Origin of the sequence: Nocardia sp. CA-129566 (assembly GCF_050956075.1) — a bacterium.
Lineage (GTDB): Bacteria > Actinomycetota > Actinomycetes > Mycobacteriales > Mycobacteriaceae > Nocardia.
Window position 1 is genome coordinate 5084776 of the sequence record NZ_CP192085.1, and the last position, 23978, is coordinate 5108753.

Genomic DNA, 23978 nt, shown 5'->3' on the forward strand with positions numbered 1-23978 from the left:
TCGTCGACGCCAAAGCCGGGGGAGATGTCCGAGGATCGCTCAGCGTCCCTCGCGGAACAGGCCGGGACGCCGTTGCCGCTGCCCCGCTCGGAAGAGCGCCTCTCCTTACATCGTGTGCATCCATATGGTTGCGATCACCACGGTCACATGACGGTGCCGGTCCGGCTCTACCGATCGCGCGCACATCTTTCCCGCGATTCGCGCACGCCGAACAGTTCCGCGCACTTGTCCCATCACCCGGTCGAATCTGCGCCCACTAGCGCGGGATCGGTGGGCGCTGGGGTTACCGACACCCACGTGTTGTTGACCGCGGAACAGCCGGTGAAGGTGTCGGTGAGCGAGGGATCGTGCAGCAGGTTCACATTGGCGCCTGGCAGCTGCGCCGCCACCTGCCAGCCGACACCGGGGTCCTGATGTCCCCAGCCGTGTGGGATCGCGATCGCACCGGTGCGGATGTCGTCGCTCACCTCGAGGGTCACCACGATCGAACCCATCGGTGAAGTCACGGTCACCGGTTCACCGTCGGACAGTCCGCGTTCGGCGGCATCGGCTGGATGCATCAGCGCGGTGCATCGGTCGCGGCCTTTCACCATGGGCGGGAGGTTGTGCAGCCAGGAGTTGTTGCTGCGCAGGTGCCGTCGGCCGATCAGCCGAAGATCGAAGCCCTCGGGTGCCTTTGTCGGTACCACCCCATTGGAGGTGTCGTCGATCAAAGTCCGTGCGCCGATGAGGAAATCCTGCGGCGCCAGCTGCACCTTGCGATCCTTGGTTGCGATCAGCGAACGCAACCGCGGTCGCAGCGGGCCCAGGTCGATACCGCCCGGCGCCGCCTTCACCTTGCCGAAGGTCAAACCGTTCCAGCCGCGCCGCAGCACTCCGTACGGGCCGGCGGCGATCCCGGCCATCGCCATCCGCAGCGGGCTCAGTTGATCGAACACACCGTTGAGCACCCGGCTGGTGATCGACCGCGCTGGCAGCGGCAGCACCTCGGTGATCAGGCGGGCCAGGATCTCCCAGTCCTCCAGCGCACCCTTGGGTGGCTCGAAGACCCGCTCGCTGAAGCGGACGTTGTTGCGCACGCTGAAGGCCGCCAGCACCAAATCCAGATCGGCGTGCTCGAGCGGCGAGACCGGTGGCAGCACGAAATCGGCGTGTCTCGCGGTCTCGGTCAGATAGAGATCCACCGCCACCATGCACTCCAGCCCGTCCAGCGCAGCACCGAGCCGGCCGCGCTGTGGCGTGGACAGGACCGGGTTGCCCGCATAGGTGATCATCGCCTTGATGTGGCCCTGCTCCATTTCATCGGCGAGCACCGCCACCGGCAGCTCCGACCGGAAAGACTTGAACCGGCCCGAGCTATCGGTCCACGCACCGTGCGCCATCGGCACGAAGCGACCGAACGAAGCCCCATCCACTGCTGGTTCGGCGAACATCTGCCCGCCCGGCCGGTCCAGGTTCCCGGTGACCGCATTGATGGTGTTCACCAGCCAGTGCGTCAACGTCCCCGTTACCTGCTGGCACACCCCGATCCGGGCATAGAGCACCGCCGAGGGTGCGGCCACATGCTCGCGCGCCAGCTGCCGAATCGTCTGCGCGTCCACCCCGGCAGGTACTGCCGCCCGCTCGGGCGTGAAATCGGCGACCAGCGCGCACAATTCGCCCCATCCGGTGCACTGCGCACGAATCCGGTCTTCGTCACACAGTTTTTCGGTCACCAGCACATGCAGCATTCCCAGTAGCAGATATGGGTCGCCGCCGGGCGCCACCGCGACATGCTCATCGGCCAGCCGCGCGGTCTCGGTGCGCCGCGGGTCGATCACCACCACCTTGCCGCCGCGGCGACGCACCTTCTGGATGCGCAGCTTCGCGCCCGGCATGGTGCTCACCGACCCGTTCGACACCGCCGGATTGGCGCCCATGATCACCAACCGGTGTGTGCGGTCGATGTCGACCACCGGCATCAGCAGGTTCGCGCCGAACATCCGCCACGCCACGAATTCCTGCGGGAATTGGTCGATCGAGGACGCGGAGTAGAAGTTGCGAGTCATCAGCGCCACTCGAAGCAGCGCGCCATAGATCACCGAGGAGCTGTGCGCGGCCGGATTACCCAGATACATCCCGATAGCGCTGGCGCCGTGCTCGCGGCGGATCCGGCGCAGCCGCTGCCCGATCTCCTGGAACGCCTCATCCCAGCCGACCGGTTCGAACCGGTCACCCACCCGGCGCAACGGAGTACGCAGCCGGTCCGGGTCGTGATGCAGGCCACCCATCGCCGTCGCCTTCGGGCAGATGTACCCGGCGGAGAGTACATCGTCGGGATTGCCTTCGATCCGGGTTACCCGTTCGTCCTCGACGGTTACCAAGATTCCGCAATGGGCTTCACACAGAGTGCACTGGCGGGCAATCGTGGTCGCGCTCATGAGTCTTCACTCCACATTGGTCCAACACTGCCGGAGTCCGGCTCCAGCCTCGTGTCGAGCTTATCGGCCGAACGCCAATAACACACCCGGGTGTCCGACTCGGGCGCTGCAGGATCCAGTGTGCAGGGGCAGGCCGTGGTCTGGTTCCCGTTGCGGTTTCACGGCTGACGCCCCCGAAACCTCTCCGCCGAATTCCCTTCCACCGGTTTGGAATTGCGCGCCGCACCGATGTGCGCTGGCGGCACCCGGGGGTGCGAGCGTGCTGGTGAGCCATGCCGACGACGCCGAGGTGCTCGGTGTACTCCGCGCTGGCGGCCATTTCTGCGATGTAGCGCTCCAGCAAACGCGCGGGTGTCAGTTCCTCGCGTGCACGGCGAGCTGCTTCGAGATCGGCAAGCGCTGTAGCTTTCTCGTCGGTGGCCACCAGCTGGATCTGTGCGGTCTCGGCGGTGGCTTCCAACTCGGCCAGCTCCGTTGCCTGTGCCAGCCGGGCCTGCGGGTCAAGGATTCTCGTGTTTGGCCTCGCCTACTGTCCAGGCAGCGATCTGTGCGCGTGAGGTGAAGCCGAGTTTGCTCAGGATATGTTCGATGTGGCCTTCAGCGGTGCGTTGTGAGATCACCAGTTTTGCGGCGATTTGCTTGTTGGTGAGTCCTTGGGCGACGAGGTCGGCGACCTGCCGCTCGCGTTTGGTCAGCTCGGCTGCCGGACCCGAGGTCGGGGTCGTGTCGGGCGGCTGCTCGCCCAGTGCGAAGGCGATGGCAGCGGCCATCCCCCACGCTTGGCCGCGCCGGAACGCTGTGTCGAATCCTCGTTCCCCGAGTGCGCGACGCGCAATCCGCACGCAGTCGTCGTGACTGTGCGATAGGTTCACGAGCATCCGTGCACCGACGGACTGCCACTGCTTGTCCGCAGCTCCCATCAGAACGGATGCACGTTCTGCGAAGGTGTCGACAATGGTCCAGGCCAGTGCCTCGAGACAGGAGGCGGCGATGAGAGGGGCGCTGACCCGCCGGATGACCCGCAGTGCTTCTTCGAGAAGCTCTTGTGCCCGCTGTCGCTGGCCTTGCTGCCATGCGGCAAGGCCCATTCCCCACAGCGCGGTCGACCGAAAGACCGATTCGCCGCTTGCTTCGGTGATGGAAAGTACCTGCTTCTGATACTCGATCGCCTGGCTTGTATCGCCGCGCAGTGCGTGCACCCAACCAAGGGTGTTCAATGCCGCGACATACACATACCCGCGCCTGTTCGACGATTCGAACGCCACCTGGCTGGCTTCGAGGGACGACACTGCACGATCGAGTTCACCCCGGTGCATCGCCACCCAGCCTTCGGCGTAGGCGAGCATTGCCCGGATTCCGGGCTCGGGATCCTGTTCGGCCAGTAAGCGCGCTTGCTCTAGGAGTGCGGTCGCGGACTGAAAGTCTGCCTGCACCGTCGCCATGAGCGCGCTGGCATAAAGCGCTCTGAAACGATCGGGTATGGACTGCGCGCCGGGGTGGGCGAGAATGCGATCGGCCCAACGTCGTCCTTCGCTGTAGAAACCCTGGAAAATCCAGAACGGAAATATTGCGCCGACGATGCGCAGCCCGGCTTCGGCCGCCCCCGCGCTGTCCTCGGACAGGCAGAACTCGAACGCATCTCGGAAATTCGGTTGCTCACGCTCGAGCCGAGCGAGCCAGTCGAGTTGCTGGTCGCTGATCCACCCGGCGTCAGCGTCCACAGCCAATCGCTGGCACCAGTCGCGGTGCCGTCGACGAAGATCCCGGTATTCACCGGACTCACCCAACTTTTCTCGACCGTAGGCCCGCACCGTCTCCAGCATCCTGAAGCGCACGATGCCACCCAATTCCTCCCGGATCAGGATCGATTTGTCCACCAGGGCCGACAGTGCGTCCAGCAGATTCTCCGATATCCCATCAGTGCCACACACCTGCTCGGCGGCATCGAGTTCGAAGCCGCCGGCGAATACCGATAGCCGCGCCCAGAGCAGTTTTTCGGTCGGGGCGCACAACTCGTAACTCCAATCGATGCACCACCGCAGCGTTTGCTGCCGTGTCGGTGCGTTCCGAGTGCTTCGCGTGAGTAGCTGGAATCTACGGCTCAGCCGCTGCAGAACCTGCGCAGGCGACATCACGCGGATCCGTGCTGCCGCGAGCTCGATCGCCAGCGGCAACCCGTCCAGCCGGGCGCAGATCCCGGCCACAGCAGTCTTGTTGTCCTCGGAAAGTTCGAAGCCCGCCATCACCGCCGCGGCGCGTTCGCAGAACAGCGTGACAGCGTCATATCGGGGTAGACCGCGCAGGGTCGGCTCTTGGTTCGGATCCGGGACCGTCAGCGGTGACACCCGCAGCACCGTTTCCCCGGCGATGTCCAGCGGCTCGCGGCTGGTAAGCAGAATGCGCAGATTCGGGCACACCCGAAGCAACGTCTCGACCAGCCTTGCCGCAGCGTCCACCACTTGCTCGCAATTGTCGAGGACGAGCAGTATTTCCCGTGAGCGCAGGAACTCGACCAGCACATCGCGCATCGAATGGGACGAATCGTCGCGCAAGCCAACGGCGGCCGCCACTACCTCGGTCAGCAGCGACGAGTCGCGTACTTCGCTCAACTCGACCAGCCACACCCCGTCTACGAAACCTGATCGGGCATTCGACGCGACCCGTAGCGCAAGCCGCGTCTTCCCAACGCCGCCGATACCGGTCAATGTCACCAGCCGAGACATGGACAGGAGGTTCTTGATCTCCGACGTCTCGGCGCGGCGATCGACGAAACTGGTCAACTCGAGCGGCAGATTGCCATCACTGCCCAGGTCTCCCGTCGTGTGATCATCCCACCCCTCGTTGGGCTCTGTCCCGGGCAGCGCCATCTCTACGAGCGGGTATCCGTGGCGCCGCTGTAGCTGCTGGAGGGCCTGGCCTACCTCGACCGCCGAGGGCCGCCCCCGCGGATCCCGGCTCATCGCCGATTCCACCACCGCCGACAAGTCATCGAGAATGCCACTCTCCCGCAGATCCGCCACCGGCTGGGCAGTGATCCGCAACAACTGTGCTACCACCTGCTCGCCGCTGTGGGGTTCGAATGCGGCATGCCCGGTGAGCGCGCAAAAAAGGGTGGCACCAAGCCCGTAGACGTCGGCGGCCGGTGTCGGGGTGTCGCCATTGAGCACTTCGGGCGCGGTGAACGCCGGTGACCCGGTCGAGGTACCCGCCATCTGGAACCCGTTGGTAATGCGCGCGATTCCGACATCAGTCAACGCCGGTTCGCCAGAATCGGTCAGCAGAATATTCCCAGGCGTCACGCCCCCGTGCACGATATCGAGGCGGTGCGCGCTGTCGAGCGCACCAGCGATCTTCACCCCGACCCCTAACACGGCCTCCACCGGCAACCGACCCTGCCGGCGGATCCATGCATCCAGCGAACCCGATGGGTGGTACGGCATCACCAGATAGGGCCGCCCGCTTGCGGTGACACCCGACCGCAGCACTGTGACGATGTTCGGATGCCCGGTCAGCTGGCCGATCGCCCGCTGCTCGCGAAAAAACCATGCCTGGTTGTCCTGGTCCAATTCAGCGGTCAGCACCTTCACCGCCACCGCCTGGTCCAGCGCGACTTGGGTGCAGCGATACACCACACCGAAACCACCGCGTCCGATCTCTTCGGCGTCCTCGAACCCGGACGCGCTCAAGTCAGCCGTGATCGGCATGCTCACGTCACGGCGGGTCCGAAGCGGATCATCATCGACCATCAGCGGTGTGCAATCCCCTCGGCCTATGCGCAGACACCAGGCAACAGGCACTCACCTTTCGACAATGCCCAGCGTATAGCCAGCGACTGTGCACGGCCGCCAGTCCCGTGACGCAAGTTCTCGGTCTCTGGTTGAGTGCGCCTCTGGCCGCAGGCGCGGTGGGATTGCCCGCCACGCCTGCACCAGCGAATCCTTCACATGACACTTCAACCCGCGCACCGCGACGCAATCGGTCCGTCGCGGCCGCAGCGCCTCATCCACATCTGTAGGAATCGCCGACCGGTTACGCCAAAGGGACATGGAGACAGTTACCGTCTCAGCGCAGCGCGACACCGTCGGTCGGTACGCGGGTTCACGCCGACGCCCAGCGCGATCGCGCGCATTCGGCATTCGGGGCGGTAGTTGTTCAAGTACCGTCGAGCCCTGTGAACCGGCGGATTCGACGATATATGCGACGAACGGCGACCGCGCCCGTATCGACCACGTATCACGTTATGTGCGAACGGATTTCGTGAGCGATGCAATACCGTCCCACGGCCGCCGAACTGCTCGCGGCACTCGCCGAACTCCTCGAGGACACCCTGCTGCCCGCGCTGGATCCCGCATTGCGGCACCAAGCGCGAGTCGGCGCGAATATCGCTCGCATCGTGCAACGCGAACTCGAACTCGGTGATGAAGCCGCGCACCAGGAGCGTGACCTGCTGGCCGCGGTGCCCGAGGGCGACGACCGGGCGCTCTGGCAGGCCATGGTCGAGGTGGTGCGCGCGGATCTGCGGATCGCCAAACCCGGCTACGACGCGTGGGAGGGCGAGTGACAGCGGATGCGGCGGCGGGACTCGCACGCTTTCTGCGCACGGAATTCGGCCAACCGGTCCAGATTTCGAATTTCAGCGGGTTATCCAGCGGTGCGCGCCGAACCAATGTCGCCTTCGACGCGGAAACGACCACCGCGACGCTGCGTCTGGTAGCCACCTTTGTGCCGAGCTCGATCGAACTCGCCGCGGTCGGCGTCGAAGCCGGGGTGCGTGAGTTGGCCCGCGCCCACGGTGTGCCGGTCCCACCGGTCGTCGCGGTCTGCACCGACGCCGCCTACACCGGTGCGCCGTTTCTGGTCTCGGAGCGCATCGACGGAGAGACCGTGCCACGCAAGGTATTACGCCTGGTGCACGCGCAAGGCATCGGCGACCAGGTCGCCGAACAGGTCGGTGCGGCCATGGCCGCCCTGCACACCATCGACCCGCACCTGGCGCCGTCGCAACTACCCGGCACACCGACCGGCGATCCGGCCGAAATCATGCTCACCGAACTCATCACCGGCGTGCGCGCCCTGCTGCGCGACCGCCCGGTCTTCACCCTCGCCCTGCGCTGGCTGGTCAACCACCTCCCGCACACCCCCGAGCACCGCACCCTGCTGCACACCGACCTGCGCAACGGCAATCTCATCATCGGCCCCGACGGCCTGCGCGCGGTCCTCGACTGGGAAGGCGCCCAGCGCTTCGGCGATCCCATGCGCGATGCCGCCTGGCCCGCCCTGCGCATGTGGCGCTTCCACGAAGACACCCGGGAAATCGGCGGATTCGCCGCCCGCCCCGCCTTCATCGCGGGCTATGAACGCGCGGGCGGTGTCTTCGACACCGACCGGTTCCGCTGGTGGAAAGTGGCCAGCACGCTCTGGTGGGGCATCGGCCTGGCCAGCCAAGCCGCCGCCCACCTCGACGGGACCGTGCGCAATATCGTGATGGCCGCCAGCGGCCGCCGCATCTCCGAGATCGAATGGGACCTGTTGATGCAGATCCGCCCGGCGACGTAGGCACCTGTGACAAGAGCACCCGAACAGACGACGGCCACATCCCGCATTCGCGCGACAGGACAGGAGCCGCAATGGATTTCGAGCTACCGACCGAACTCGCCGACTATCTCGTAGAACTCGACGCCTTCATCGAGCGCGAGATCGTTCCCCTGGAACAAGCCGACGACAATATCCGCTTCTTCGATCACCGTCGCGAACACGCACGCACCGACTGGGAGCGCGGCGGACTGCCGCGCACCGAATGGGAGGCACTGCTGGCCGAGGTCCGTCGCCGCGCCGACGCCGCCGGACATCTGCGCTACGCCTTCCCCGCCGCGTACGGCGGCCGCGACGGCACCAACCTCGCCATGGCGGTCATCCGCGAACACCTGGCCCGCCGCGGCCTGGGCCTGCATTGCGATCTGCAGAACGAGCATGCCATCGTCGCCAATAATGTCGGCCTGCTGCTGATGCTCGAATACGGCTCGCCCGCACAACAGTCCGACTGGGTGGACGGCCTCGCCGCGGGCACCCGCTTGTTCGCCTTCGGCATCACCGAACCCGAGCACGGCTCCGACGCCACCCATATGGCGACCACCGCCGTCCGCGACGGCACCGACTGGGTGATCAATGGCGAAAAGACCTGGAACACCGGCGTACACATCGCCGACGCCGACCTCATCTTCGCCCGCACCGCGGGCGATCCGGGCGAGGCGGCGGGCATTACCGCCTTCCTGGTGCCAACCGACACCCCGGGGTTCCGCGTCGAGGAATACCTGTGGACCTTCAATATGCCCACCGACCACGCGCACGTCACGCTGACGAATGTCCGTGTACCCGATAGCGCGGTCTTCGGCGGTGTGGGCCGCGGGCTCGGCGTAGTGCAGCACTTCTTCAACGAGAACCGCATCCGCCAAGCCGCCTCCAGCCTCGGCGCCGCCCAATACTGCATCGACCGATCCGTCGAATACGCCAAGCAGCGCAGCCCCTTCGGCACACCGTTGGCCACCCATCAGGGCATTCAGTTCCCGCTGGTCGAATTGCACACCCAATGCGCGATGCTGCGCGCCCTCATTCACCGAACCGCGTGGTCCATGGATCATTACGGCACCTTCGCAGCCTCCGAACAGGTCTCCATGTGCAACTACTGGGCCAACCGCCTGTGCTGCGAGGCCGCCGACCGCGCCATGCAGATCCACGGCGGCCTCGGCTACTCCCGCCACACCCCGTTCGAACACATCTACCGCCACCACCGCCGCTACCGCATCACCGAGGGCACCGAAGAAATCCAGATGCGCCGCATAGCGGGCTACCTGTTGGGATTCATGAGCCAACGCGAACCCAAAGGCGTTGCCCGCGAAGGAGATCGCCCCGCCACTACCCGCTAGACCGGCGTGTCCGACCCACCGCGAGCCCGTCGCGCTCGCGGGGAGGTGCCGCATAACCAGTGGCCATCTCGCATGAGATATAGAGCCTGTTGCCGAATTGGCGCGGGTTTTGGCCGTGACGCAGATCACGTGCCTATGTGGACGGCTGAGGCGCAATCATGCCTGCCGCTAGGTGATTTGGTCTGTCGCTGTGACGGCACAATCGCATGTTCGGCGTATTCGGCAACAGGCTCTATATCCCCTGCGAGGTGGCTACTGGTTATGCGGCAACGATCAGCCCGGGCTACACCGGTGTGATCGGCAATCGGAGTGCGGCGGGGGCGGCCGCGGGGACGACCGGGTTCTTCGGGGCGATGACGTCGAGTCGCTGATAGGGCGCACCGAGCGGTGGGCGTTGATCCTGTTGTCCCTTATTGGGCCACAACGACATCGCGCGCTCGGCCTGGGCGGTAATGGTCAGCGACGGGTTCACCCCGAGGTTCGCCGAGATGGTCGAACCGTCCACGATGTGCAGACCCTCGTAGCCATAGAGCCGCTGATACGGGTCGACCACGCCGGTGTCGGGGGAGTCTCCGATCGCGCAGCCGCCGATGAAGTGGCCGGTGATCGGAACGTTGGCCATTTCGGTCCAGCTGCCCTGCGGTATGCCGTTGATCTTCTCCGCGACCCGGCGGGCGACCTCGTTGCCTTCCGGAATCCACACCGGAGGCGCTTGGCCCGCACCGGGTTTGGTGGTCATCCGCTTACCGAACAGACCGCGCTTGTTGTAGGTGATGATCGAATTGTCGACGTTCTGCATGACCAGCAGCCCGATCATCCGCTCGGACCAGTGCGCCGGATTGTGCATCCGCACCAGATCGCGCCGGTACCGCACCATTTCGCGCAGGCCGAGCACCCAGCGGCGCTTACCCTCCTGCCCATCGACGAGCACGGTCGTCAGCAGACCCATAAAGTTACTGCCCTTGCCGTAGCGCACGGGCTCCACATGGGTGTGCACGTTGGGATGGATCGAGGAGGTGATCGCGACCCCCTTGGTGAAATCAGAATTCTTATCACGGCTTCGGGCCGCCAGCACCGCCTCGGAATTCGTGCGCGCCAGATGCCCGAGTCGCGGCGAAATATTCGGCAGCATGCCGCGATCTCGCAGATTATGCAGCAACTGCTGGGTGCCGAGCGCGGCTGCGGAGAACACCACTTGGTCGGCGGTGAAGGTCTGCTTCGCCTTGCGAACCCAACGCCCGGTGCGCACCGTATCGACGGCGTACCCACCGTCGGACCGCGGCCGTACCGACACCGCGGTGGTCAGCGGATGGACGGTCGCACCCGCTTGCTCGGCCAGATACAGGTAGTTCTTGACCAGGGTGTTCTTCGCTCCGTGCCGACATCCGGTCATGCACTCACCACAGTGCGTGCAAGAGCGTCGCTGCGGCCCGACACCGCCGAAGTACGGATCGGCGACCGCGGACCCCGGCCGCGTCTCCTTATCCGCGAACAGCACTCCGACGGGTGTGTGACGGTAGGTCTCGCCGATGCCCATATCCTCGGCCACCTCTTGCAGCACCCGATCCGATGGCGTGGTCGCCGGATTGGTCGTCACCCCCAGCATGCGCTTGGCCTGGTCGTAATGCGGTGCGAGCTCGGCCTTCCAATCGGTGATGTGGGCCCACTGCTTATCGCCGTAGAAGGTGTCGGGCGCCTCGTAGAGGGTGTTCGCGTACACCAGCGAACCACCGCCGACACCGGAGCCGCTCATGATGAAGGTGTCGTTGAGCAGTGTCATCCGCTGAATGCCGAAGCACCCCAACTTCGGCGCCCACAGGTATTCGCGCAGGTGCCAGGAGTTCTCGGCGAATTCATCATCGGCGAAGCGGCGACCGGTCTCCAGGACACCGACGCGATACCCTTTCTCGGTCAACCGCAGCGCGGTGACGCTGCCGCCGAAGCCCGAGCCGATCACCAGCACGTCATAGTGCGTCATATGCCTTACCTTCCGGTGCGAACCAGCTCGTAGTCACCGACGTCGAAATGGGTCCGCTTGTCGTACTCGCTCATCCGGCCGGGCCAGTTCGTCGTCACCCGTCCGCTCGCCTCGCGATACCAGCTGGTGCACTTGGTCCACACCGTGTGTTCGAGCCGCCCCTGGATCTCCTCGTCGAAGCGGGCCGCCACCTCCGGCCGCACCGACAGATAACCGCGCGCGGCGCGCAGATGCTCGACCGCCTGGCGCACATAACGCGCTTGGCGCTCGTGCATATAGATGATCGAGCCCGCACCGAGATTGGTATTGGGCCCGTACATGATGAACATATTCGGGAAGTGCGGCACGGTCAGTCCCTTGTAGGCGCGCGCACCACCCGACCACACCTCGCTCAGCTCCTTGCCGCCGATTCCGCGAATCGCCATGGGCGCCAAGAACTGTGTGGCATTGAAGCCGGTGCAGTAGACGATGACATCGACCTCGTGGAGCACGCCGTCCTCGGTGCGCACACCGGTCGGGGTGATCTCGGCGATGCGTGAGGTCTCCACATGCACATTCGGCTGCGCCACCGCCGGGTAGTAGTTGCTCGCCATCAGGCCGCGCTTGCACCCGGCCTCATAATCGGGTGTCATCTTGGCCAGCAGTTCGGGATCGGAGATCTGCGCCGCGCGATGCCGGTTCGCCCATCCGGAGATCACCTGCGCGATGCGCCCGTTGCCTTCCAACCCGGAGGTCACCAACTCGTAGAACGCATACCAGCCCAACCGCTCGGCGCGCTGGATCACCGGGAACTTCTTGGCGATCGACAGCTTGTCCAGTGCGTTGAGCTTCGGTGGCGCGTAGTAGCTTTCGATTTTCGGGATGATCCACGGCGCCGACCGCTGGAACACCGTCAACTGCGCGACCTCGGGCTGAATGGCCGGAATGATCTGAATCGCGCTGGCGCCGGTGCCGATGATCGCGACCCGCTTGCCGGTCAGCTCGACATCGTGATCCCACCGCGCGGAGTGGAACCCATCCCCACCGAAGGAATCCATGCCCGCGATGCTCGGCCACACCGGACGCGACAACTGACCGACCGCGGGCACGAACACATCCGCCTCGAGCACCTCACCGGTGCTGGTGCGCACCTGCCACACGCCACGATCGGCGTCGAAGTCGGCCGAGGCGATCTCCACACCGAAGCGCATATGCCTGTCCAGGTCGTAGCGCCGCGCGACATCGCGCATATACGCGAGAATGTCGGGCTGTTCGGCGAACCGCTTGGGCCAGTGCGCATTCGGTGCGAAGGAGAACGAATACAGATCCGACGGCGCGTCACACGCCGCGCCCGGATAGGTATTGTCCCGCCAGACTCCGCCGAGTCCGTCGGCCTTATCGATAATGGTGAACGTGTCGTAACCGTGGCGCCTGAGCTCCAGCGCGGCCGCGAGTCCGCCGAAGCCAGCGCCGACGATGAGCACAGACGGAGTGCTAGTCATGTCGATAACTGTATGAACGCCGACACAGTTGGCGAGAGAGCACCGCGGCCACAAAATCGACATTTTCGGCCATTGACGTCCCGCGTCGACCGCACCAGACAGAGCGCGGCTCGATCGCAATCATGCGGGAGCGGCCCATCGACCTCGGATGGCCGCGCGGCGATCAGGAATGACCAGACCAGCCGCGGCTACGGCGCGACCGGAACAACATCGGGCTCGGCCTCTCGATCGGTACGGAATCCCGGAAGGTATCGATCGGCGAACGGAATCAGCACCTGGATCAACGGCCCGATCCCGAACGCGTACACCACGGTGCCCACACCGACACTGCCGCCCAATAGCCAACCGGTCGCCAATACCGAAACCTCGATCCCGGTCCGCACCAACCGGACCGACCACCCGGTCCGCCGAACCAGTCCAGTCATCAGTCCATCACGCGGCCCCGGCCCCATGCCCGCACCGATATAGAGCACCGTGGCCACCGCATTCAAAACCACCGCGGCCGCCATGGCGCCGACCCGCACCGGCAGCGCATCCCACACCGGCAGCAGCCACAGCCCGATATCGACCGACACCCCGATGACCACGACATTGCTGACCGTCCCCAAACCGGGCCGCTGCCGCAACGGAATCCACGCCACCAGCACCGCGACTCCAGTGATCGCGGTCACCGCACCGAAGCTGATCGGCACGTGCCCGGCCACCCCTTGGTGGAACACATCCCACGGATCCAGCCCGAGCCCAGCCCGAATCATCACCGCCATCGAAAACCCGTACAGCCACAACCCGACATAGAGCGCCACCAACCGCCGAACCAACATCAGCCCAGCATGCCGAGAACTGGCCCCTCGAAACAGAGCCAATTGCCGATTACTGGCCTCGTCACCGGCTCACGCTCGAGAGCCAATTCTGAATCCAGCGGCACGGCGGCCCGCAGTCGCAGCACCTGTTGCACAGCGATATGAGCCGTCGCACAACGGAACTCGAAGCAATTAATCGGCTCGTGCACCTGTTCGGTGTCATCGTGGTGCGGGCAGCTCCCGCCAGCGCGGGAGTATCGGCCCTCTCACGAATCCCCGTCGCGCACCACGCAGCGGAACCCGAGATGGCAGGTGGAGGTGTCCTCGGCCTGACCTTGCCGGGCGGCGGGTCGGTAGCGCAGGCAGTAGTTGGCCGCGCACAGAAAGGAACCACCCTTGATGACGCGACGCGCAAAGCGTTCCGCCGCTTCGGATTCCGGGGTATCCACGCGCGGGTTGCGCGGGGCGCAGCACGACGGTCCCGGATGCTGTTGGCAGAAGTAGTCGACGGTCCACTCCCACACGTTGCCGGTCATGTCATAGAGACCGTGACCGTTGGGCGAGTAGGTACCGACCACCGTGGTGCCCGGTCTCGGCGCCTGTCCTCGGCCGGGAAAGAACTGCCAGGGGAAGGCGCCGACCCAGATATTGGCCATGCGCCTGCCCGTGGGTTCGAACTCGTCACCCCAGGCATAGGTGGCCCCGTCCAGCCCGCCGCGGGCGGCATACTCCCATTCGGCCTCGGTCGGTAGCTGTTTGCCCGCCCACGACGCGTAGGCCGCGGCATCCTCGTAGGCGATCTGGGTGACCGGATGGCGGTCGAGTCCATCGAGCGTCCCCGCGGGCCCGCGCGGGTGACACCAATTCGCCCCCGGCGCATACCACCACCAGCGCCGCCAATCGTCCAACGGCACCGGGTGCCCGGTGGGCCGGAACACCAACCCACCGGGTACCAGGCTCTGCGGGTCGGCATCCGGATAGTCCTCGGCCGCCAGCGGACGTTCGGCGACCGTGACGTACCCGGTCTGCTTCACGAAAAGCCGGAACGCGGCATTGGTCACCGGGTGCGGATCGATCCAGAACGAATCGACCCCCACCCGACGCACCGGCCGCTCCTCGGGGAAGAACTCCGCCGACCCCATCGCAAAGTCGCCACCGGATATCCGGACCATGCCACGCCGCACATCGGCGCGGCTCACCACAGCCATCGACACCTCACCTCAATCGCGCGAAAAGGCCGCGGCCGCCGCCATTTCCAGATCCTCGTAGGGCTTTCCGGACACATCGGCGACGACCTGGTGCATGGTCCCCCCGGTGAACGGGAACGGCGAGCGGTAGCGCGTGGAAACGGACTGACCACTATCGCGACCCACACAGACACCTTCCCCCACACCGGAGAAAGTGATGGGCTGGGTCCGCATGTCATCGAGTGAGCCCACCGCCTTGTCGTCGATATACAAAATGGCCTCACCGGTGGGCGTGAAATTATCGGACCGGGTGCCGTGCCGCTCGTACCGGACACCGAGAATGTGATCGCCGAGCGGAACCGGGCGGTCGGAGGCGATGATCTGTTCTTCGTCGCCGAGGAAGTTATAGATGTAGTACAAGCGCCCGTCCTGCACGAACAGCGTGTGCCCACCGAGACGTCCGCCGTGGGCGAAGAGCACTCCCTGCGCATCCGGGCTGGTGATCGTCGTTTCGGCGAGCAGCGCGAACGAACGCCCATGAATCTCCAGCGCCGCACCCGGTCCCACTTCAGCACTGCCGGGGTAGTAGACGAAGTTATCCCTGTCAGTGGCGTATGTCGGACGGTAGCGGGTCAAGGCGGAGATGATGTCGAGGTCATTGAGTGGCATCCCGTTGTACTTCGCAGCCTCGGCGAACCACAGCGCCTTCATCTCCGCCAACTTCTCGGGATGCGCGGCGGCCACATCGTGCATCTGGCTACGGTCCTGTTCGATATGGAACAGCTCCCAGCGGTCCTTGTCGAAATGCCCCCAACCGGACGGGCAGGCCGCGTGCACGGTATCGGCGAACCAACCGCGATGCCAGATGCCGCGCGTGCCCAGCATCGAATAGAACTGCGTGTGCTTGCCGGTATCGGCATTCGCATCATCGAGCAGCGCCCGGAAACTCACGCCCTCCAAGGGACGCTGTGCCACATGCTTGACGGTGTCCGGGGGAGTAATGCCGAGCAGTTCATAGACAGTCGGGGTGATATCGCAGACATTGAGGTACTGATGGCGCACCTCCCCGCGCGCCGCCATCCCGGTCGGCCACGACATGATGCACGGATCGGCGATCCCGCCCTCGTGCGAGGCATACCGCTTGTACAGCTTGTACGGAGTGTTGAACGCCATCGCCCAGCCGATGCTGTAGTGGTTGTAGGTGGTCGGTGAACCCAGCGCGTCCAGCTTCACCAGACTGTCCTCGATGGTGTCGATGTAGCCGTTGAAGAACTTCATCTCGTTCACCGAACCATTCGGACCGCCCTCGCCGCTGGCACCATTGTCGGAGAAGGTGACGATGATGGTGTTGTCCAGCTGGCCGCTGTCCTCGAGGTAATCCAGCACTCGGCCGATCTGCGCGTCGGTGTAGGACAGGAATCCGGCGAACACCTCCGCCTGCCGCCGAAACAGCCGCTTCTCGTCCTCCGACAGCGAATCCCACGCGCGCACCGTGTCCTGGGCCGGCCACGGCTTGCCGTCCGCACTGGTGGCCGTCGAATACGGGTTCATCGGCGACAATTCGGTGTTCTCCGGCACCAGCCCCATGCGCTTCTGGTTCTCCAGCACGATCTCGCGATACTTCTCGTAGCCCATATCGAACCGGCCGCGATACTTGTCGGCCCATTCCTGAGCGACGTGATGCGGGGCATGCCCGCACCCCGGGCACAGGTACATGAACCACGGCTTATTGGGCGCGATCACCTTCGCGTCGCGAATGAACTCGATCGACTTGTCGGCCAGATCCTTCGACAGGTGATATCCGTCTTCCGGCGCGTACGGCTGGGAGATCGGGTGGTTGTCGTACACCAGATTCGGATACCACTGGTCGGCCTCGCCGCCGAGGAAACCGTAGAACCGGTCGAACCCACGTCCCAGCGGCCAATGCCGTTTCGAGGCCGCCAGATTCTCCTCCTCCAGCGGCGTCATATGCCATTTGCCGACCGCGTACGTATTCCATCCGCGCTCGGCGAGAACCTCTGAGCACAGCGCGGTTTCGGCCGGTATGCGCCCGCACATGCCCGGAAATCCATCGGTGAATTCCTCGATGGTCGCCATACCGACCGAGGTCGCATTCCGACCGGTCAGCAAGGAGGCACGGCTCGGTGAACACAGCGCGGTGGTGTGGAACTGGGTGAATCGGACACCACGATCGGCGATGCGCTTCATATTCGGCATATCGACCAGACCGCCGTAGCAGTCCCAGGTACCGATGCCGATGTCGTCCCATACCAGATACAGCACATTCGGCGCGCCCTGCGGTGCCGTCGGCTCCGCATAAGGCCCCCAGTCGGGCACCGAATCACGAATATCGAGCGCGATATGTCCGTCGAATTTCTTGGCCATCATCCACCTCCAGCTACGAGAGCTGTTCGTTCACCGTTGTCATCCTGTCGTCCGGGATCGCGGACCTCATGCCCTGCGCACGCCGACAATTGCGACTGTCCGGCCGAAATGGACACTCCCGCCTGCGGCGATACCGCGGAACGGGGGTTCAGGTGTTCGAGCCGACGCGCGATGGCCACACCACTACTTGACCTTGTCCAGAAACCGCTGATCAGCACTTTTGTACCCATAAAGAGTACCGACCGGAAGGGATTCCCAGAAGGAGTCGCACGAGAGGGCCCCGCCTCACGGGCACGTCGATCGACCTCGGATCGCCGGGGTGTCGAACATTCGCCCGATAACCAGAAACCAACCGAATCCGACGCAATCCACCCAACCCTCGGACACCCTTTAAAACGTCACAGTGACGTTTTAAAGGGTGTCGACCGAAACAGGGGGAGTCGCAGCCGAGTCGCCCGGAGGCCACACATCGAGCCGCTCCAATATTTCTCCGTCAAAATTCAAGGTTCACCGGAATATTTTCATCGGGGTAAACATGCCCAAAGAGGATGACTGCGGCCAACGAAACATACATTTTCGCAGACAGAACGTCGGTAGCCAGCCCGGCGCCTGGCCGCCGAAGCCCGAAACCTGGCACATACCAACGACATACAACCAAAGCCCCCCACTTCCAGCACCTCCGTTGTAACGCCGATAATCAACATTATGTCAAGTAGCCTTCCGCCGGTGCGTGACCAACTCCTGGACAACCGATCACCGTGCGCTGATGCAGGCAAGCGCCGAGAGCTCCCCTGCGTCAGGCGCATTCTCGACCGATCGGGAGGCTGGTGGGAGTGGTTGGCTGGTGTTAATGAGGTGGTTGGTTGGTGGGTGATCGGTGGATTTGTTCGTTCTGCAGAGTCGGGGTGGCTGACGGGGGTGGACGGTTGTGGGATCGTCTCGAGGTTTCGCGAAACCCTCCCGACGGAGACTTGAATGAGTCATACTTCTGAACGTGTCCACGACTTCGGAATTCGAGCGGATGCTACGTGGAGCCGCGCTACGCGTGACGGCGCCGCGGGTTGCCGTGCTCACCGCTGTGCACGAACATCCGCACTCCGATACGGACTCGATCCTCGGTCGCGTGCGCGACACGCTCGGCGCGGTGTCCCATCAGGCCGTTTACGACGTGCTGCGCGCACTGACCGCCGCGGGTCTGATCCGGCGCATCCAGCCGATGGGTTCGGTTGCGCGTTACGAGACCCGGGTCGGCGATAACCACCACCATGTCGTTTGCCGGTCGTGCGGCGTCATCGCCGATGTCGACTGCGCTGTCGGCGAGGCGCCATGCCTGACCGCCTCGCACGACAACGGTTTCGTCCTCGATGAGGCCGAGGTCATCTACTGGGGTCTGTGCCCCGACTGCAGGACCAAGACATCACCACTGTCCGGATCACAGCCGTGATCACAGCCCGTTTCACTCACTCCCCCGAAAGGAATTGCCGTGCCTGAGGAACATCCGCCCATCGGAGAAGCTAGTACGGAACCCACCGCCGGTGGTTGCCCCGTGATATCCGGTCGGCTCAAGTCCCCGGCCGAGGGCGGAAGCAGCAACCGTGAATGGTGGCCGAACCAGGTCAACCTCAAAATCCTGCAGAAGAACCCCGCCGTAGCCAACCCCATGGGCGCGGACTACGACTACGCCGCGGAATTCAAAACCCTCGATCTGGCTGCTGTCAAGGCCGACATCGTGGAGGTGATGACCACCTCGCAGGACTGGTGGCCCGCCGACTACGGCCACTACGGACCGTTGTTCATCCGGATGGCCTGGCATGCCGCGGGCACCTACCGCATCAACGACGGCCGCGGCGGAGCCGGCGCCGGTATGCAGCGGTTCGCGCCGCTGAACAGCTGGCCCGATAACGCCAGCCTGGACAAGGCTCGTCGCCTGCTGTGGCCGGTCAAGCAGAAGTACGGCAAGAAGCTCTCCTGGGCCGACCTGATCGTCTACGCCGGCAATGTGGCGCTCGAGGACATGGGCTTCGAAACCTTCGGCTTCGGCGGCGGCCGCGTCGACCAGTGGGAGCCCGAGGAAGACGTCTACTGGGGTCCTGAGCACACCTGGCTCGGCGACGAACGCTACACCGGCACAAGGGATCTCGAGAACCCGCTGGCCGCGGTCCAGATGGGTCTGATCTACGTGAACCCGGAAGGCCCCAACGGCAATCCGGATCCCCAACTGGCGGCCATCGACGTCCGTGAGACGTTCCGCCGTATGGCCATGAACGATGTCGAGACCGCGGCGCTCATCGTCGGCGGCCACACCTTCGGCAAGACCCACGGCGCGGGCGACGCCGACCTTGTCGGCCCCGAGCCCGAGGCCGCCCCGCTCGAGGAGCAGGGCCTCGGCTGGAGGAGCGCCTTCGGCACCGGCGTCGGCAAGGACGCGATCACCAGTGGCCTCGAGGGCACCTGGACGCCCACCCCGACCAAGTGGGACAACAGCTTCCTCGAGACCCTCTACGGATACGAGTGGGAGAAGACCAAGTCCCCCGCCGGTGCGTGGCAGTACATCCCGAAGGATGGCGCGGGAGCGGGCACCGTCGCCGACGCCCACGACCCGTCCAAGTCGCACACCCCGGTGATGCTGACGACGGACCTCTCACTGCGCGTCGATCCCGTCTACGAGCAGATCACCCGTCGCTGGCTCGACCACCCCGAAGAGCTCACCGAAGCATTCGCCAAGGCGTGGTATAAGCTGACCCACCGGGACATGGGGCCCAAGGTCCGCTACCTCGGACCGGAGGTTCCGGAGGAGACCCTGCTGTGGCAGGACCCCGTCCCCGCCGCTGACTACGACCTCATCGGGGCAGCCGATATCGCCGCACTGAAGAGCCAGATCCTGGCCTCGGGTCTGACTGTCGCCCAGCTCGTTTCCACCACATGGGCGGCGGCCGCGTCGTTCCGCGGCAGCGATAAGCGCGGCGGCGCCAACGGCGGACGCATCCGCCTGCAGCCGCAGAGCGGGTGGCAGGCCAACAGCCCCGACGAGCTCGCACAGGTGGTGCGCACCCTGGAGGGCATCCAGGAGTCCTTCAACTCCGCGCAGACCGGCAACACCCGGGTATCGTTCGCCGATCTCGTGGTGCTCGGCGGTGCCGCAGCCGTCGAACAGGCCGCCAAGGACGCCGGATACGACGTCGAGGTGCCGTTCACACCGGGACGTACCGATGCCATCCAGGAGCAGACCGATGTGGAGTCCTTCTCCGCACTCGAGCCGACGGCCGATGGTTTCCGCAACTACCTCGGCAAGGGCACCCGCATCCCCGCCGAATACCTGCTCATCGACCGCGCGAACCTGCTGACCCTCAGCGCTCCGGAGCTGACGGTCCTCATCGGCGGCCTGCGCGTGCTCGGCGCGAACCACAACCAGTCGCCGCTGGGCGTGTTCACCTCGACTCCCGGGTCGCTGACCAACGACTTCTTCGTGAACCTGCTCGACATGAGCACGAAGTGGGAGCCGACCTCGTCCGACGACGAGACCTACGAAGGCAAGGATCGCGCCACCGGTGCGGTCAAGTGGACCGGCAGCCGCGTCGACCTGGTCTTCGGGTCGAATTCGCAGCTGCGCGCGCTCGCGGAGGTCTATGCGACCGACGACGCGAAGGAGAAGTTCGTCAAGGACTTCATCGCCGCATGGGTCAAGGTATCCAACCTGGACCGGTTCGACCTGGTCTGATCCGGAAGTGCCGCGCCCCGCGAACTGCCACGGTTCGCGGGGCGCGGTGCGTTTCACCCCAGGAAGGTGACTTCCTTGGTCTCCGCGACCGCAGCCGTACGCCCGGGCGCAGTCTGGTAGCGCCAGTACAGGTTCGTGTGCGCGATGACCTGCTCCGGAGCCGGCGCACCCCATTGGCTCTTGTCGAAGCTCGTATGTCCATCACTGACGAGCGTCACGTCATATCCCCGTGCGAAGGCGCCATGAATCGTGGACCGGATGCACGCATCGGTCTCCGCGCCGGTCACCACCAGACGTCCGACACCGGCCTCGGCCAGTACCTGCGCCAGCTCGGTATCCTCGAACGAGTCGCCGAACTTCTTGTGCACCAACGGCTCCGACTCCGCACGCACCAGCTCCGGGACGTACTCCCACCCTGCACTGCCCGGCACCAACTCCGCACTCGAGTGCTGAATCCAGACGACCGGAACACCCTGTTCGCGTGCCCGCTCTACGAGCTCGCCGATATTCGCGACGACCGCATCCCGCTGATACGCCTCGCCCACGACACCGTTCTGCACGTCGATCACCAGCAACGCGGTGTTCGGTCGATCCGCCAGTGTGCTCATGAAGATCTCCTCCTGCTGGTCGAGCGGCGCTCACCGCCGCGATAACTCAACTACGAATCGACCGGCGGAGCCAGCCCAGCGACTAGGATCAGTGACGGGCGTCGAGAACCGCATATTTTCGGTTCTTCCGAGGACACCCAGCTGATCGAGTGAGCCGACGATGGATACGCAGCTCGGCGCGGTACCGCCGGAAAGCGGCGGGGACCGCGCGAAGGCGACACAGACCGTGCTGGCACAAGCGGTGGCCGAGTTCGCGGGCGCGTGGGAGTCCGCGCCAGAACCGCCTGAACTGGCTGCTCACCTACCGGCCGAGGACGCGTTGCGGCGCTCGACATTGATCGAATTGATCAAGGTGGATCTGCACCACCGCTCGATACGCAGGCAGGCGGGCAAACGCCTCGACGAGTACCGAGCCGAATTCCCCGAACTCGACATTGCGCCACTGCCGCCGGATCTGATCTACGAGGAGATCACCGCGCGCCGCCAACTCGACCAAGATCTCGACCTCGCCGAGTACGAGCAGCGATATACCCAACAGATGGCGCAGATCGCCGATCGGCTCGATGCCGATCACTTCCGAACCACGCTGCTCGCCGATCCGGCCGCGCAGGCCACCCTCGACACCATCAATCCCGGTGCCACCGTCGACGATTTCGACATGTTGATCCTGCTCGGCCAAGGCGCGTTCGGGCGAGTGTTCCTCGCACGACAACGCTCGATGCAGCGGCTGGTGGCGGTCAAGATCTCCCACGACCGCGGCAGCGAGGGACAAACGCTGGCCCAGCTCGATCACGAACACATCGTGCGCGTATTCGATCAACGCCAGATCGCCGACCAGCACCTGAAATTGATGTACATGCAGTATGTGCCCGGCGGCACCCTGCTCGGCGTGCTGCGACAGCTGCGCCGCACCGGAGTCGAAGGCAAGACCGGCCGACTACTGCTCGACGCCGTCGACCAGGCCGCGGCCAGCGGTGGGGTGCTCGAACCGCAACCATCGGAGACCCGGGCCGAGCTCGCGCGGCTGAGCTGGCCGGAAACCGTTGCGTGGCTGGGCAGTCGGCTCGCAGCGGCATTGGACTACGCCAACCACGCCGGGGTGCTGCATCGCGATATCAAACCCGCCAATGTGCTGCTCACCGTCGACGGACAACCCAAACTCGCCGACTTCAATATCAGCTTCAGCCGCCACATCCCCGGCGCGAGCCCGGCCGCCTACTTCGGCGGTTCACTGGCCTACATGTCCCCCGAACAACTCGAGGCCTGCCATCCGAGCATGGCCATCACCGCCGCGGACCTCGACACCCGCAGCGACCTCTACGCGCTCGCCGTCGTGCTGTGGGAACTGCTCACCGGCCGACTCCCCTTCGACGACGGCCGCAGCGCGGGCGAATCGGATGCCTCACTCGAGCGCATGATCGAACTACGCCGCCGACCGATCGCCGCTCGGTTGGCCGCCGACATCCCACCGGACTGCCCAGCGGTTCTCCAGCATGCCCTGCTCACCTGCCTCTCCCCCGATCCGGCCGACCGATTCGCCACCGGCGCCGAACTCGCCAACCAGCTCGACCTCACCCTCGACCGCGCCGCCCGCGACCTCGTCGATCCGCCATCCCACACCATCCGCGCGAAACTACAGATGCGGCCGATGCCGGTGGTAACCCTGTCCAGCGTGCTCGGGCAGTTCCTCGGCGTGCTGTACCTTTGGGCACACAATGCCCGGCTCCTCAACGAGGAACTCACCCCCGAGGACAGCGCCCGGCTCTTCCGCCTCGCGGTCCTGCTCGGCGTGATCGGCTACCCCATCGGCATCGTGGTGCTGTTGTATTGGTGCCGACTGGTGTTCCTCGTGCCCTACGGACTGCGGCGCGGCAAACACTTCGACGAGCAGACCCTCGCACAAGCCCGCGCCGCCACCCTCGCCTGTGGCGACCGCATCGCGATAGTCGCGTTCACCGGTTGGGCGTTGTCGCTGGCGATCTTCCTGCCCCAATTGCACGCAAGCGCCAACCTCACAACGAGATTCACGATCAACCTCATCGTATCCCTGATCGTCGCGGCCGCGGTCGCGGTCGCGTACTCCTACTTCCCCGTCACCTTCTTCGTGCTGCGCTGGTACTACCCGGGTTTGCTCGGGACCGGGCAGACCTTCCCCGACGACGCGGTCCGGTTGCGACGGCTCGCTCGACGCAGCCGGATATATCTCGGTATCGCCGCATCGGTACCACTGATCGGTGTCGCGGCCGGTCTGATCTACCTCAATGAGGCGCAGCAGCAAAGGGTGATCGGTCCGATCGTCATCCTCTGTGCCGCCAGTTTTTTCGCCTTTGTCGGTGTGCTGCGCATCTTCTACGCACTCGAAGCGGATCTGCACGCCCTCGATCGGATCGTCGATCCGCGATCCCGGCGACCCGAATAATGCAAAGGTTTCACCAAGGACCTCAGTAGATTTCGTGACTACTCTCGAAGCTGTTCGAA

General features: G+C 64.9%; 14 protein-coding genes. 6 read left to right on the forward strand and 8 right to left on the reverse strand.

Annotation, left to right across the window (positions count from 1 at the left end; genetic code table 11):
* Positions 1–233: 233 nt before the first annotated feature.
* Positions 234–2420 carry a molybdopterin-dependent oxidoreductase gene (locus ACQP0C_RS21990; protein ID WP_433722598.1) on the reverse strand — a complete coding sequence of 729 codons (2187 nt, stop codon included), beginning with the start codon at positions 2418–2420 and terminating at the stop codon, positions 234–236.
* Between the two features lie 500 nt (positions 2421–2920).
* Complete coding sequence (locus tag ACQP0C_RS21995) at positions 2921–6166, reverse strand: protein kinase domain-containing protein (protein ID WP_433722600.1); 3246 nt, start codon at positions 6164–6166, stop codon at positions 2921–2923.
* Positions 6167–6684: 518 nt separating this feature from the next.
* Between ACQP0C_RS21995 and ACQP0C_RS22000 the strand changes: the two genes are divergently transcribed.
* The 3 genes from ACQP0C_RS22000 (at position 6685) to ACQP0C_RS22010 (ending at position 9343) form a co-directional block, all read left to right on the forward strand.
* Positions 6685–6981, forward strand: a complete 297-nt coding sequence (locus tag ACQP0C_RS22000; RefSeq protein WP_433722602.1) for a DUF6285 domain-containing protein — start codon at positions 6685–6687, stop codon at positions 6979–6981.
* The gene (locus ACQP0C_RS22005; protein WP_433722604.1) at positions 6978–7976 is read left to right on the forward strand and encodes a phosphotransferase family protein; all 999 of its coding nucleotides are present in this window, start codon (positions 6978–6980) and stop codon (positions 7974–7976) included. The genes ACQP0C_RS22000 and ACQP0C_RS22005 overlap by 4 nt, the downstream gene beginning before the upstream one ends.
* 71 nt (positions 7977–8047) lie before the next feature.
* Positions 8048–9343 carry an acyl-CoA dehydrogenase family protein gene (locus tag ACQP0C_RS22010; RefSeq protein ID WP_433722606.1) on the forward strand — a complete coding sequence of 432 codons (1296 nt, stop codon included), beginning with the start codon at positions 8048–8050 and terminating at the stop codon, positions 9341–9343.
* A 283-nt stretch (positions 9344–9626) separates the two neighbouring features.
* On the opposite strand, the gene ACQP0C_RS22015 is transcribed toward ACQP0C_RS22010, so the two are convergent.
* The 5 genes from ACQP0C_RS22015 to ACQP0C_RS22035 form a co-directional block, all read right to left on the reverse strand.
* Positions 9627–11321: an FAD-dependent oxidoreductase gene (locus ACQP0C_RS22015; protein ID WP_433722608.1), complete on the reverse strand. Its 1695-nt coding sequence runs from the start codon at positions 11319–11321 to the stop codon at positions 9627–9629.
* Positions 11322–11326: 5 nt separating this feature from the next.
* Entirely contained in the window at positions 11327–12802 is a 1476-nt protein-coding gene (locus ACQP0C_RS22020) for a flavin-containing monooxygenase (RefSeq protein WP_433722610.1), read from the reverse strand.
* A gap of 188 nt (positions 12803–12990) precedes the next feature.
* Positions 12991–13623, reverse strand: coding sequence for a YczE/YyaS/YitT family protein (locus ACQP0C_RS22025; RefSeq protein ID WP_433722612.1), 633 nt, complete (start codon positions 13621–13623; stop codon positions 12991–12993).
* Positions 13624–13868: 245 nt separating this feature from the next.
* Positions 13869–14810, reverse strand: a complete 942-nt coding sequence (locus tag ACQP0C_RS22030) for a formylglycine-generating enzyme family protein (RefSeq protein WP_433722613.1) — start codon at positions 14808–14810, stop codon at positions 13869–13871.
* A 12-nt stretch (positions 14811–14822) separates the two neighbouring features.
* Positions 14823–17174: an arylsulfatase gene (locus ACQP0C_RS22035; protein WP_433734617.1), complete on the reverse strand. Its 2352-nt coding sequence runs from the start codon at positions 17172–17174 to the stop codon at positions 14823–14825.
* A gap of 1021 nt (positions 17175–18195) precedes the next feature.
* Here ACQP0C_RS22035 and ACQP0C_RS22040 point away from each other — a divergent pair.
* Both ACQP0C_RS22040 and katG read left to right on the forward strand, forming a co-directional pair.
* Positions 18196–18618 (forward strand): Fur family transcriptional regulator, encoded by a 423-nt coding sequence (locus tag ACQP0C_RS22040; RefSeq protein WP_433734618.1) that lies wholly within the window; start codon positions 18196–18198, stop codon positions 18616–18618.
* Positions 18619–18657: 39 nt separating this feature from the next.
* Positions 18658–20892 (forward strand): catalase/peroxidase HPI, encoded by a 2235-nt coding sequence (gene katG, locus ACQP0C_RS22045; RefSeq protein WP_433722615.1) that lies wholly within the window; start codon positions 18658–18660, stop codon positions 20890–20892.
* Between the two features lie 53 nt (positions 20893–20945).
* Here the strand turns inward: katG and ACQP0C_RS22050 are convergent, their stop codons facing one another.
* On the reverse strand, positions 20946–21500 hold the full coding sequence (locus ACQP0C_RS22050) for a cysteine hydrolase family protein (protein WP_433722617.1): 555 nt from the start codon (positions 21498–21500) through the stop codon (positions 20946–20948).
* 160 nt (positions 21501–21660) lie between these two features.
* On the opposite strand from ACQP0C_RS22050, the gene ACQP0C_RS22055 reads away from it, so the two are divergent.
* The gene (locus ACQP0C_RS22055) at positions 21661–23919 is read left to right on the forward strand and encodes a serine/threonine-protein kinase (RefSeq protein ID WP_433722619.1); all 2259 of its coding nucleotides are present in this window, start codon (positions 21661–21663) and stop codon (positions 23917–23919) included.
* Positions 23920–23978: the final 59 nt, after the last annotated feature.

Bases quoted from the DNA above. Each gene is read 5' to 3' on its own strand.
- ACQP0C_RS21990 (WP_433722598.1), bottom strand. From the start codon at position 2,420: ATGAGCGCGACCACGATTGCCCGCCAGTGCACTCTGTGTGAAGCCCAT.
- ACQP0C_RS21995 (WP_433722600.1), bottom strand. From the start codon at position 6,166: ATGGTCGATGATGATCCGCTTCGGACCCGCCGTGACGTGAGCATGCCG.
- ACQP0C_RS22000 (WP_433722602.1), top strand. From the start codon at position 6,685: ATGCAATACCGTCCCACGGCCGCCGAACTGCTCGCGGCACTCGCCGAA.
- ACQP0C_RS22010 (WP_433722606.1), top strand. From the start codon at position 8,048: ATGGATTTCGAGCTACCGACCGAACTCGCCGACTATCTCGTAGAACTC.
- ACQP0C_RS22015 (WP_433722608.1), bottom strand. From the start codon at position 11,321: ATGACGCACTATGACGTGCTGGTGATCGGCTCGGGCTTCGGCGGCAGC.
- ACQP0C_RS22020 (WP_433722610.1), bottom strand. From the start codon at position 12,802: ATGACTAGCACTCCGTCTGTGCTCATCGTCGGCGCTGGCTTCGGCGGA.
- ACQP0C_RS22025 (WP_433722612.1), bottom strand. From the start codon at position 13,623: ATGTTGGTTCGGCGGTTGGTGGCGCTCTATGTCGGGTTGTGGCTGTAC.
- ACQP0C_RS22030 (WP_433722613.1), bottom strand. From the start codon at position 14,810: ATGGCTGTGGTGAGCCGCGCCGATGTGCGGCGTGGCATGGTCCGGATA.
- ACQP0C_RS22035 (WP_433734617.1), bottom strand. From the start codon at position 17,174: ATGGCCAAGAAATTCGACGGACATATCGCGCTCGATATTCGTGATTCG.
- ACQP0C_RS22040 (WP_433734618.1), top strand. From the start codon at position 18,196: ATGCTACGTGGAGCCGCGCTACGCGTGACGGCGCCGCGGGTTGCCGTG.
- ACQP0C_RS22050 (WP_433722617.1), bottom strand. From the start codon at position 21,500: ATGAGCACACTGGCGGATCGACCGAACACCGCGTTGCTGGTGATCGAC.
- ACQP0C_RS22055 (WP_433722619.1), top strand. From the start codon at position 21,661: ATGGATACGCAGCTCGGCGCGGTACCGCCGGAAAGCGGCGGGGACCGC.